Source organism: Alcaligenes faecalis (genome assembly GCF_002443155.1).
GTDB lineage: Bacteria > Pseudomonadota > Gammaproteobacteria > Burkholderiales > Burkholderiaceae_B > Alcaligenes > Alcaligenes faecalis.
On sequence record NZ_CP023667.1, the window covers coordinates 1712011 to 1724877 of the forward strand.

Consider the following 12867-nt stretch of genomic DNA (forward strand, 5'->3'; position numbering starts at 1 on the left):
CTGCCCCGATTTATTCGTCTTCATAAAGTCCTGTTGTTGCTGGTATTGATTGCGTCACTGTCAGCCTTGGCGGGCGTGATGGCTTACCGAGCTGGCGAATCATTCGGACTGTCCAGCTTGCAGGAGTCGGGGCGGCAACGTCTGGATTTGTATGCGTTGACACTACGCCACGAAGTCGAGAAGTATGAGTATCTGCCCAAGATGCTGGAGCTGGATCAAGAAGTGGTGGGGCTATTGGAGCGGAGCACCCGGTCCTCGCGCGAGGTCAGCCGTCATCTGGAGCGCTTGAACGAGCGCGCCCGGACCCGCGTGATTTATATCCTCGGCCGTCAGGGTCAGGTTCTGGCGACCAGCAACTGGCAAGAGGCCGATAGCTATCTGGGGGAAGATCTTTCCTACCGCCATTATTTCACCGAAGCGCGTGAAGGACGGCCCGGATTCTTTTTTGGAGTTGGAACTACACGGGGTGAGGCCGGCTATTACATTTCCTCACCCATCACCCAGGCAGGGCAGGTGATCGGTGTGGCCGTCATCAAGGTGGATCTGGATCGCCTGCAGGATTCCTGGACCCTCGCTCAAGCGCCAGCGATAGTGTCCGATCACTATGGTGTGGCGATTCTGTCTTCCGTGCCCGCCTGGAAATTTACTGCCAATCAGCCCCTGACCGAAGATGTACAGTTGCATCTGCGCCAGACCCGCCAGTACAACGGTTTGCCCATTGTTCCCCTGAATTTGCTGACCCAGAAGGTGTTGAGCCAGGATGCGCAGCTGGTGTCCTTGCCTCCTGATGGCAGGGCGTCGGGAGCCGAGGATGACACCCGCGGACTCCTGCTGGCCCAGACGATTCCGTTTGGTGCTAACGGCTGGACCTTGACCCTGTTTTTACCCACCGATCTGGTCTATTCCATGGCACGGCTGTACGCCGTGTTGGCCGCTTTGGGGCTTGTATGCCTGTTTGTGATGCTGGTCAGCTGGTATTTGCGCCGGCAGCAACAGCGTGACCGTGTCTTGGCTCGCGTTCAGCTTGAGCGCGCACATGCTCAGCTTGAACGCAAAGTAGAAGAACGTACGCGTTCGCTGGAAGAAACCCAGGCGGGCCTGATTCACGCTGGCAAACTGGCGGTCATCGGGCAATTGTCTACTGGCCTGGCCCACGAACTGAACCAGCCCCTGACTGCCTTGCGTACCTTGTCAGGAAATACCATCCGCTTCATGGAGCGCGGTGATCTGGATACCGTGCGTGCCAACTTGAAGCGCATCAATGATCTGGTCGACAGCATGGGCGCGCTGACCTCTCAGCTCAAGCAATTTGCCCGCAAGTCGCCGGGCCATTCAGAACTGACAGATTTGAGCGCGATTATCGATCAGGCGCTGTTGATTCTCGAGCCCGCGATTCGCCAACATCGTGCAACAATTCAGATTCAATTGGCAGATGATGCAGGGTTAGTGCAGTGCAATCCCAACCGTCTTGAACAGGTCATCGTTAATTTACTGAGTAATGCGATTGATGCCGGCGCTTCACGAAACACGCACCCTGTTGTTCAGCTCAGCAGCCAGCGGCAAGGTCAGCAGGTGGCGGTACGGGTTCAGGACAATGGCCCAGGATTAAGCGAGGATGCTCGGCTGCATCTATTCGAGCCATTTTTCACTACTAAAGAAAGTGGTACAGGACTGGGGCTGGGTTTGGCTATTTCGATGAGTATTATTCAACATTGCGAAGGCAGTCTGACAGCCGATAACTTACCAGGTGGTGGCGCCGTGTTCACCATTGTGCTTCCCTTTCCTGGAGCAGAAAAATGTACGAAGGGCTAATAGTTCTCATCGTTGAAGACGATGTCAATGTACGTCTGGGTTGTAGTCAAACCTTGCAGCTTGAAGGCATTCGGGTGGAGGAGGCCGAGAGCGCAGAACAGGCCTTGCGCCTCCTGCACAATGGCTGGCCAGGCATTGTTGTGTCCGATGTACGTTTGCCGGGTGCCGGCGGCATGAGCTTGCTGCAGCAACTGCAACAGCTGGACAGCGACTTGCCTGTGGTGCTGATTACTGGCCATGGCGATGTGTCGATGGCTGTTCAGGCGATGAAAATGGGGGCTTATGATTTCATTGAGAAACCGTTTTCGCCCGAACATTTTGTGCAAGTGGTATCGCGCGCTTTAGACAGACGTCAAATGAGCTTTGAGATCAAAGCACTGCAGGGGCGATTACAAGACAAGCAGTCCATTGAGGCTCGCGTGTTGGGCAACTCCTGTCTCATGTCCAAGGTGCGCGAACTGATCTGCAATCTGGGCAATAGTGCCGCCGATGTACTCATTTTTGGCGAAACCGGCACCGGCAAAGAGCTGGTGGCGCGTTGTCTGCACGATCTAGGGCCCAACAGGGACGGTAATTTTGTGGCAGTCAATTGCGGCGCCCTGTCCGACAGTCTGTTCGACAGTCAGATGTTTGGTCATGAGGCGGGGGCCTTTACGGGTGCAGGCAAGCGGGTGATCGGTAAAATCGAACATGCGCACCAGGGCACCTTGTTTCTGGACGAAATAGAAAGCATGCCGATGGCCATGCAGGTCAAGCTATTGCGCGTTTTACAGGAGCGCACGCTGGAGCGTCTGGGCTCTAATCAATCCATCGCCATCAATTGCCGCGTCATTGCGGCGACGAAAGTTGATTTACTGGCCCTGGCCGATCAAGGCCTGTTTCGTCACGACTTGTATTACCGCTTGAATATGGCGATCTTGCCCTTGCCGCCCTTACGCGAACGCCGCGAGGATATTGGCCTGTTGTTTGAGCATTTTGCCTTGTTGGCGGCGGCTCGGCATGAGCGTCCGGCGCTGGAGCCAGACTCCGAGCGCTTGCAGGCTATGCTGGGCTGGCGTTGGCCGGGCAATGTGCGCGAGCTACGCAATTTCGCCGACCGCTGCGTGCTGGGGCTCAACAGCGCTTTGCCCGGTCAGCAAGCCGCTCCAGGAATCGTGCCGACCTCATTGGTCCACACAGTTGAAGCGGTCGAGCGCGCCTTGATCGTTGAAGCCTTGAAACGACATCACCATAACTTGACTCGCGCCGGGCAGGAATTGGGCATAGCCAAAAGTACTTTGCACGACAAGATCCGCAAGTACGGCCTGTTGGCGTCCTAGAACCGGGATGTCTGGGCATGGGTGGCCGACCCTGTCTGTTAGGTCGCCTGAACAGGCCCGCAATACGCAATCGCTACGCGCTGGGACGGACAAGCGCCAGATCGTGCCGGTTTGACGAGGCAAACAAGAACGCCAGACTCTTCAACGTAGAGTCGGCGTTCTTTGTCTTTCACGGCCTTAGGAGACCCGGGTCGTCTTTTCTAAGCCGACAACTTCTCCACGCGGGCTGGCAAACCTTGTCGCACGGCAGCCCCTGAAACCCAGTCAATCCAGACGTTGTCCTGGCCATCACCACGGGTTGGGTCGGCAAAACCCAACTCGTTCAGGTTCACACCTGCAGCCAGATCGTTCAAGTGGGGCATAGCCTCACCATCAATCTGGTGTGAACGTGCGCCCAGCTCGGTATGACCAAAACCGTGCTCGATAGCAATGGCCCCGCGCATGATACCGCCACGCACCAAAGCCACACCTTCAACCGCACCACCTGGTGTGCTGACGCGAATGCGATCACCGTTACGGATGCCCATATTCTTTGCATCCTCCAGATTCAATGAAATCGGGTTGTGCGGGTGCACCTGACGCAGACGGGACATACCGATAGACATGGAACTCATCAAATTGGATTTGTAGGAGCTCATCAGCAATGGCCACTCTTGTTCCGAGAAATGCTCACGCATTGGGCTGCCGTCGGCCAGACGGGTAGGGTACCAGGTTGGGCAGCCACTCAGACGCTCACCCGTCATGGTGTGACGCATCTTGGCCAAGTCCTCGTTCCAGATCTGCAAAGCGTTGTCATAACGGTTCTTCAGCTGATTACCTTTCCAGGCGTTCTCAATGCGGTCGAACCGGCCGCCACGAGTCAGCAACATCGCCACTTTGCGCTGCTCTTCAGGATGCAGGCGCGCTTGCAGATCCGGGAAGAGGCGATCCACACCTGTCATGCGCATATCGTCGTCGGATGCGTCGCCAACCGGGCGGCCAGCACCAAAAGCGATATTGGCCATGCCACGCAGATAAAAATCCTCGGCACGCAGCAAATCATGGGCATTGCCCGCCTTGTCTTTCAGAACGCCTTTACCAAAACCTGGCAATTCCAGACGCAAAGCTACGGCAAACAGGAAACTTTCCAGATTAATGGGCTGACCATCAGCCGTGCGATCCACACGCGGCTGTACCACAGGCCAACGCAGAGTCGAGGACTTGGCGATCACATCGGCCCAGGGTGCTGAAACACCCCAGCTTTCGTAAGTTACCGTGTCTGGCACGATGTAGTCTGCGTAGGCGTTGGTTTCGTTGATGAACGGGTTGACTGAAATCGACAAAGGCAACACAGCAGGGTCTTTCAGCTTGTGCAGCAAGGCATTTTTAAAGCCTGCAATTGCGTAGACCGGGTTGCTCATGTGGTTGATCCACACTTTGCTGGTGTAAGGGTAGCCGTTCAGGCCTGATGCAATCATTTCGCTGCTCAAGGCACCCACGGCGGGGTACCAGGGAGCAGGAGCCGGATACAAGGCTTCACCATTCGCCTGACGACGCTTGAACTCGCTGGATTTTTCGTAAGCGAAGCGATGACGCGACAAGGACACGCCTTTGGCCGTCACTTTGCCGGGGAATTGAGCGAAGTTGTAGCGTGGGCCGGGGCCAAATGGACCAAATGGGCCGGCGTCCAGCACCAAACCACCCCTCAGGTTCAGGTTGCCCACCAGCGTATTCAACATGGCAATGGCGTAAGCCGTGTAGAAGCCGGAACCGTTCATGGTGCCGCCGTGCGCATCGGCTACAGCTTGGCGGCCGTAGCTGGTGAATTCACGGGCCAGCTCGATCAGGGTTTCTTCGTCCATGCCGCAGCCCTTGGCGTAGTCGGCAATGGATTTTTCCTGACTGCGCTCGCGCAGCATGTTCAACGCAGTACAAACGCGCACATCCTTGCCTTCCAGCTCAACGCTACGGTCAACAAATAGCGTGGCGCGATCCAGATCGGTGTGGGCGCGCAGTTCACCTTGTTCGTCCTGGACGATAAAGGGCGATTCAGTGCCTTCGGCCACTTCCCAACCCAGGTCTGTACCGCGCAAATAGCGGCCAAAGCCAGGGTGTTCAGGGTCAGCGATCAGCAAGTGGCTGGCGTTAGTCCAGGAAGCGGTGTTTTCGTCCTGCTCGGCAGGTGCGTGGGGCAGGGACAGGTGCTCTGCATCAAATCGCTCTTGTTCCAGAATCCAGCGCAACATGCCCATGACCAACGACAAGTCAGTGCCGGGCAGAACAGGCTGCCAACGGTTGCCACTGCCCGAAGCCAGGCTGGACGAGGTGGGCAGAATCGGGGAAACCACCACGTATTTAAAGGTGTTTTCAGGACGCGAGCGGGCCTCTGCCAATTCACGGCCTTGGCGCTGGAAAGGGTTACCGGATTGAGCCGGCGCGGCACCAATAAACAGACCAAAACGGGCGTTTTTCCAGTCAGGCTTGCCGTGTGGCATGCCTTTGATATCGCCCATGGCCGCACCCGTACCGACACGGAAGCTTTGGCCACAGTAAGAACCGTGGTTGCTGACGTTGATCGTGCCAAAAGCTTGCTCGGCAAAGCGTTTCACCAGCGGTGTACGGCCTTCGTTAGCGGCATCCGTGAACAGCAACTGGTTGGCCAGCGGTCCAAACTCGGGGTTTTGCGGATCAATCAGGGTTTCGTGATCCCAAATAGCACGCAAACCGTCGACATGACCTTCCTTGAACAGGTCGCCGCCTTCGCAGACTTCTTCAATCAGCTGCTCAAAGCTGATGCGTTCCCATTGACCCGAACCACGGGGGCCAACGCGCTTCAGAGGCGACAGAACACGGTAAGGGCTGCTGTGCTGTTCCAGCATGGAAGCACCACGGGCACAGGCGCTGGCACGACCTTCCAGGCCGTTTTCACCGCCCAGCATGGCGTAAACCTCGCGTACGGGCTGCTCCATAGGAGCGGACTGCGTGGTTGCCAGAGGATGGTAAGGGTTGCCGGCAATACGCAGAATCTTGTTGTTCTCCGTATCAATGCGCACACGCACGCCACACTGTGTCCAGCAGCCCAGACAGCTGGAAGGGCTCACGATCTGACCGGGCTGTGTATCCAGCAAACCCGTAATCGGGTCAATGCGGAATTCGGCTTGCAAGGAGTTGCCACGGGTGGCGTGTGCGGTCGGCACACCGGCGGTACCTTGGCCCAGACCTTGCACCGCCTTGACCACGGTGTCGCTATAACCTGCCGCAAAAGCAGCCAGGCCACCCACAGCGGCGCCGCCGCGGGTCAATACCTGTCGACGCGACAGGTTAGGGGTTTCTTTTTTCTTGCTCATGACGATAAGTACCTGAAAGCTAGTGAGTCTGTGGGCCTAGGCTGTCAAAGACGAACGGCGGGCCGGGAACAGAGAGAGCAGGGTGGTGCTGGCGGCGAGCAAGGCAATACACAAGCCCAGCACACCCAGCATCCCCAGCAGACCATCGCTGCCTAAGGGCATGGTGTAGAGGTACAAACCGGCACCGTATTTGGGCACACCCTGTACCGCCATGAAAATAATCCAGCGAAACCCCCAGGCCGAGCCAAGCATGAAAGCTGCACAGAACAAGCTGTAAAGATTGCCTTGCAAGGTGCTGATTGGACGGCTGAGCATATACAGCAACAGCAGGCCAAACGCGGAAGAGCCCAGAAAGCCCAAACGCCATACGGGGTAGCTCTGGAACAGTTCCCAGGCCGCGCCGAAGGAATGGCTATAGCCCAACAGACCCGAACCAACCCAGAGCAGGGCGACCACAATCAGGGTCAGGACGACACCCAGGGACCAGCGGCGTACGTATTCCAGCGGTAAATTAGCTACGCCACCTGGCAAGAGGCGAGCCACCAGCAGGATGGCACCCAAACTGGCCAGAGCAGCCGTCAAGGCAAAGTTGATGGGCAGGAATGCGGTATTCCACAAGGGACGTGAACGCAGCACCATCACTTCAAAACCGCTGTAAACCAGAATCGACAAGGCCGAAACCAGCAGGGCCAGGCTCAACCAGCGCCACAGGGCGCGTTTGTTCAACCACCAGGCCAGCACGTTGGCCATGGACAGGCCGACGAACAGGGGCAGCAGTACGGCACCCAGCGACATCCACGACCAGGGAGTGAAATGGGCGTAGAAATGCCAGAAGCGGCCGGGTTGGTGCAAGTCAGCCAGCAAGGACACAGGAGCGGCAATGCTGCTACACAGCAGCACAATCATCAGAGCGGGCTCCAGACGACGCAAAGCACTATCGCTGGACCAGGCGCAACGCCACACCCATACAGTGCTGGTGGCGGCCATACCGACCAGGAAAAAATATTGGACCGCCCAAGGTAACCAGGCAACTTCATAGGCGGGGGTCAGAACTTCGATAATAGACATAGCGGCCCCTTAGAACTGATTGGTCAGACGCACACTGGCCTGGCCATCCACACCATCGACGAACTCGTCCGGCAAACCGATGTAGAACACATGCGGGCTGGTATTCATGCCGGGTTTGAGTACGCGGATTTCCTCTTTGTGCTCTTTGAGCAACTGGGAAATCGTGCTGGTTTCATCGTTCATATCGCCAATGACGCGCGCGCCACCAACGCAGCTCTCCACACAGGCGGGCAGCAAGCCCACTTCCAGGCGGTGCTCGCAGAAGGTGCATTTGTCGGCGGTTTGTGTTTCATGGTTAATGAAACGGGCATCGTAAGGACAGGCTTGAACACAGTAGGCACAGCCGACACAGCGCTCGTTGTCGACCAGCACCACACCATCTTCGCGCTGGAACGTCGCCTGTACAGGACAGACCGGCACACAGGGCGGGTTGTCGCAGTGGTTACAGAGGCGTGGCAGGCTCAGCATGGCCGCCTGCTGCTGTTCATCGAGCACCTCGTATTGCAGAACCGTGGTACGGAACTGCCCGATAGGCGGTGCATTTTCGATAGAACAGCTGACCGTACAGGCCTGGCAACCGATACATTTTCTTAGATCAACCACCATGCCGTAGCGGGCCCCATCTTTCCCACCGCTACGTCGTGAAGGTTGGCTGTTCATTGCGGCCTGAACAGGCTGAATAGGAATAATCGTGGCCCCGGCACTCAGGCCCAGCAATTCCTTAAGAAAACGTCGCTTGCCCTTTTTGGGCTCGGCGCTTGGAATCATGTGTTTTCCTTTTTATGCTTGGGTTGAACCCATTTACATTATTTGTAGTTATAAGCATATGAAGAATACAAAGTTCCAATCTTGATGAACGTCAAAAAGAACATTTAAAGGTTGAAATGTTGACGCACGGCTGTATTTGTCAGGCATAAAAAAACGCCCCTCCGTTCTGGGGAGGGGCGACAGGTATCTTGCCTGCAGACGAAGACGCTTAGAACGTCCCGCTCAATCCCAGGAAGAAAGTGCGACCTGGTTGGTTGAACGTATGAGCGCCGGCACCGTAGATGTAGTTGGGTGTACCCAGGTTCACCCCGATGGCGTTGCCGCGGCGGAACAGACGCTTGTCAAAGAGGTTATCAACCCCTGCATTGATCCGGAAATGCTTGTTGATCTTGTACTGCGTGCTCAAACCAAACAAGGCGTAAGGGGAGACCTTGTCGGTTGCAGAACCCGTCAAAGGCTGACCGTAGTAATCATATTTCGGTGGCTTTTGCTCGCCGTAGAAGGTTGCCTTGGCGCGCAGCGACCAGTCAGCATTCACGTTCCAGTCCAAAGTTGTGTTGATGGTGTACTTGGGAATGGTCGATAGCGCTTCACCTGTGGTCTTGTTTTTGGACTCGATCATGTAGGTAAAGTTGGTGGACCACATCCAGTTTTCAGCCAGAGGCAGGGTCAAGTTACCTTCCAGACCAGAAACCACGGCTTTGGGAATATTTTCCCATTGCAGGATCAATTGCTGATTGTTCAAGGCCGTAAAGCTATCCACGGCAAAACGACCAGCTTCTACTTTGTTGCGGTAATCGTTGTGGAAGTAGGTCAAGCTGGCACCCAGGCCATTATCACCCACGTACTCGACACCCAGCTCTTTGTTGATGCTGGTTTCAGCCTTCAAGTCCGAATTACCTTGCAGGAAACAACCCGTACTGCTGCCCGTGGTATTGCCCCAGCAGCCGTTACCCAGGCTGTACAAGGTGTAGCCATCATTGCTTTGATACAGGTTGGGAGCCTTGTAAGCGCGGGCAATACCGGCTTTCAGCAACCAGTTATCCGTCACGGCATGCGTCAGGTTCAGCGAAGGGCTCCAATTGCTGCCGTGTTTGTCGTGATAGTCAAACCGCAGACCGGGGGTAACGGTCGTCTTGTCCGTCGCATAAATATTGTTTTCTGCAAAAACAGAGTAGATATTCGCCCGTGACTTGGGTTTGTATTTATTGGGGACGCCTGGAATACGAGTCGGGTTGCGCTGTGCCAAATCTGACGACTGGTCATTCAACTCCTGTCCTACCCATTCCATGCCGATCGTGGCGTACTGCTCAACGCTGCCGGTCTTGAATTGATGGCTGGCTTCGGCGTGGGCCGTAAGAGTCGTCAAGTCTGCGGTGCCAAAACCACCGTCGTTTACACGAGTTGGATCGTTAAAGGCGCCTTCAGTACCACCGGCCAGACCTTCAAGCAGACGATAGTTGCGCGTCTTTTCGTACTGGAAGTAGGCCAGGGAATTTGTCTTGTCGTTCCAGTCGCCACGATGCGTCAGCGAGTAGCTTTGGCGATACATCTTGTTGGTTTCGTCGCCCAATTGACGTTTCACCTCGTCATTGGTATTCGTGTTCTGGGTATCACCCGTGTAGATATTGCCCTGACGGCTATAAGAAGCCTCCAGATCCACGGTTTGGCGAGTATCCAGACGCCAGGACAGCAAACCATTGATGTCCTTGTTACGCACACCCTCACGGCCGGCCGGCAAGCTGTTCGCATTGGCACCTCCGCGCTCGGTCTGATGTCCTTTATTGATCTCCGGATCGTCTGAATCTGTCTTGTTCAGGTTTCCGTACAAACGGAAGGACAGGGATTCGCTGATCGGGCCGCTCAAGCCAAAGCTCATGCGACGCGTGGCGCCTTCATCGCTATGCTCGGGCAGGTTGCCGTACAGGGAGTAAGTGCCCTGGAAGGTGTCTGTTGTCGGTTTGGTGATGATGTTGACCACACCACCCGCAGCGCCGTTTCCGTAACGGGCCGCTGCCGGGCCGCGCAACACTTCCACTCGTTCGATCTGTTCGGCAGGCACCCAGTTAGTGTCACCACGCGAATCGCGCTCGCCACGCCAGCCAAACCGCACGGCAGAGCGAGAGCTGACGGGTTTGCCGTCAATCAGGATCATGGTGTTTTCCGGGCCCATGCCACGAATATCGATCTGGCGATTGTTGCCGCGCTGGCCGCTGGCCGAGTTGCCGGTCAAGTTGACACCCGGCATGGTACGTAAAACTTCGGAGATATCGTTGGCGGGAGGGGATTTCTGGATGTCCTCAGCAGTGATGATGGACGAACCCAAGGTTTGCTTGAGCTCCTGCTCGGCCTTGACCACAATGCGGTCCAGCTCCTCGACCTCTTGCGCTTGCGTCTGATAGGGAAATGCCAACAATAAAGCTACGGCCAGACTGCTTAAAGGCATAAAAGATACGCCGCTAGGCATGTGGCGCTTAGCGGCGAAAGACGAGGACACCGACATAATGAACACCCAGTGATAATGAGATTGATTCCCGATTATAAGCAGGGCTGGCCACGTTACAAGGCGTTAATCTCGTAAAACCAACACATTTAACGGCACAAATTCACGCTTGGCCAGGTCCGCCGCACTCAAAGCAGCGGCCTGTCAAGGCTGACAGCTTGCGTAGCAAGAGAGCAGCTTGTATTTAGGCGCAAACGCTGCAGCCAGGGCCCATACAAGTATGAATCACGGAATTCCGGGTGCTGGAACGGGTGCCAGGCCCGGTCACATTATTGCCTGCCAGGGCTTGCTGAGGCGTCAGGCCACGTGTGGGGCTGGCTTTGCTGAACAGACGGCGCGGTGCGCTTATTTGCAGCAAGAGGCTGCCTTTTTCACAAGCAGGGCAGGTCTGGGGGTCATTGCGGGTGGCAATGCTGCGCAGATGGCTGCTGCGTTGCAGGCAATGATTACAAAGGTAGTCGTACAAAGGCATGGCGAATCCGAGTAAAGCGAGCCCTGGCCTCTAAAAGAAGCCAGGGCCGGAGACCGATCAGGTCAGGTTACAGCGTGTACCAGGGCGGCCGAAACGGGCCGCATCATTCAAGGCACCTTTAGGCAGAATATCGGTATCAAAAATACCGGTAGGCAATGCCAGGGAAGCAGAGCTGTTGGGCAGATCCACCACGCCACCGTAACGGCCTTCAACTGGAGCCGCTGTCAGCAGCATGTACGCCTGTGCGCGCGACAGGTCAGTCGTGCGGCTGATGTAATCGATCGCAGCCAGACAGGCTTGACGGTAAGCAACCGTGGAATCCAGGTAGTAGTTGACGCCTTCTTCCACACTGATGCCGGTGAAGTGCATCCACTGATCGTACTTGGGATCGTGACGGCCTGGAACATAGATAGGCGCGGTCAGATTGTATTTGGCCATACCGCCTTTGATGAGATCAAAGCCAAGGTGGGCCGCGCCGTCCATTTCAATGGCGCCACAGAAGGAGATTTCGCCATCGCCCTGGGAGAAGTGCAAGTCACCCATGGACAGGCCAGCTCCCTTCACATAGACGGGGAAGTAAATCCGCGAGCCAATGGTCAGGTTCTTGATGTCCAGGTTACCGCCGTGCTCACGTGGAGGCACGGTACGGGCAGCTTCAGCCGCCATGCGGTCAAATTCCGCGCCTTTCACACCGCGTAATACGGCTGTTTTGGCATCGGGCGGGTTAGCGTGACCCTTGGGCACTAGCAGGGCTTCACGGCGATTCCACTCGCGCAGCAGGTCGTGCGAGGGCAGCGTGCCGATCAGGCCGGGGTGCATCATGGCCGCAATGCGTACGCCAGGGATGTGACGCGAAGTGGCGTAAACACCATGCAGGTCCCAGATGGCCTTGTCGGCTTCGGGGAAATGCTCGGCCAAAAAGCCACCGCCATTTTCCTTGGCAAAAATGCCCGAGAAACCTACAGGAGTAATGGCGCGAATATCCAGCAGATCCACCACCAGAATGTCGCCTGGCTCAGCGCCCTCTACATGGATAGGGCCCGTCAGAGGGTGAGCGCGGGTCAGATCAACATCGCGTACGTCGTTGGCGCTGTCCGTGTTTTTGATCTGGGCGTCCAGAAAGTCCATGCATTCCAGAATCATTTCTTCGCCAGGCTTCACGCTGGTCAGGTCTGGAATGTCCGGGTGCCATCGGTTGTGCCCGATTTCAGCTTGCTCGGCCAGGGGTGCGCCGGGTTTGATTTTTATATGCTGCATGTGTTCTCCGAATAATGTGTGCGAGGTCCGCACAACAGCGCTTTTAGTGCGCTTGGCGACATCATTAACATGACTGAACAGGCACGGTCAAAATGTGTGGATATGCGGGTTTATATGTTTTTTTATGCCAATAAATAAATTCTTAAGCGAGTCAATGATTTAGGCTTTAAGCGATTAAAGGACAATAATCCCCGGTTTTTGTCCAGAGGATAAATCCTGATTTTGAGAAAGTTTTTTATGTCGCGACATGCCGTAAAAAAACGGCAGCTCTCTATATAAGAATCCTTATAGAAGACATAAGAGTTCCTGAATGGCCCAGCAAGACTCAAGGCTTGGAGCGGA

General features: G+C 55.9%; 8 protein-coding genes. 2 read left to right on the forward strand and 6 right to left on the reverse strand.

The window, feature by feature from the left end; translation table 11 throughout:
* Nucleotides 1-78: 78 nt before the first annotated feature.
* Nucleotides 79-1812, forward strand: a complete 1734-nt coding sequence (locus CPY64_RS08025; RefSeq protein WP_162178856.1) for a sensor histidine kinase — start codon at nt 79-81, stop codon at nt 1810-1812.
* Nucleotides 1797-3131 carry a sigma-54-dependent transcriptional regulator gene (locus CPY64_RS08030; protein WP_042480499.1) on the forward strand — a complete coding sequence of 445 codons (1335 nt, stop codon included), beginning with the start codon at nt 1797-1799 and terminating at the stop codon, nt 3129-3131. The genes CPY64_RS08025 and CPY64_RS08030 overlap by 16 nt, the downstream gene beginning before the upstream one ends.
* Before the next feature lie 200 nt (nt 3132-3331).
* Here the strand turns inward: CPY64_RS08030 and CPY64_RS08035 are convergent, their stop codons facing one another.
* The 6 genes from CPY64_RS08035 to fmdA all read right to left on the reverse strand — a co-directional run bounded on the left by CPY64_RS08035 (nt 3332) and on the right by fmdA (nt 12525).
* Complete coding sequence (locus tag CPY64_RS08035) at nt 3332-6457, reverse strand: tetrathionate reductase subunit A (protein ID WP_042480502.1); 3126 nt, start codon at nt 6455-6457, stop codon at nt 3332-3334.
* Between the two features lie 36 nt (nt 6458-6493).
* Nucleotides 6494-7525: an NrfD/PsrC family molybdoenzyme membrane anchor subunit gene (gene nrfD / locus CPY64_RS08040; protein WP_042480507.1), complete on the reverse strand. Its 1032-nt coding sequence runs from the start codon at nt 7523-7525 to the stop codon at nt 6494-6496.
* A gap of 9 nt (nt 7526-7534) precedes the next feature.
* Nucleotides 7535-8293: a sulfate reduction electron transfer complex DsrMKJOP subunit DsrO gene (gene dsrO, locus CPY64_RS08045; protein WP_042480510.1), complete on the reverse strand. Its 759-nt coding sequence runs from the start codon at nt 8291-8293 to the stop codon at nt 7535-7537.
* Nucleotides 8294-8501: 208 nt separating this feature from the next.
* Entirely contained in the window at nt 8502-10739 is a 2238-nt protein-coding gene (locus CPY64_RS08050) for a TonB-dependent siderophore receptor (RefSeq protein ID WP_096917382.1), read from the reverse strand.
* Between the two features lie 241 nt (nt 10740-10980).
* Nucleotides 10981-11268: an FmdB family zinc ribbon protein gene (locus CPY64_RS08055; protein ID WP_042480515.1), complete on the reverse strand. Its 288-nt coding sequence runs from the start codon at nt 11266-11268 to the stop codon at nt 10981-10983.
* Nucleotides 11269-11325: 57 nt separating this feature from the next.
* The gene (fmdA, locus tag CPY64_RS08060) at nt 11326-12525 is read right to left on the reverse strand and encodes a formamidase (RefSeq protein ID WP_042480518.1); all 1200 of its coding nucleotides are present in this window, start codon (nt 12523-12525) and stop codon (nt 11326-11328) included.
* Between the last annotated feature and the right edge of the window lie 342 nt (nt 12526-12867).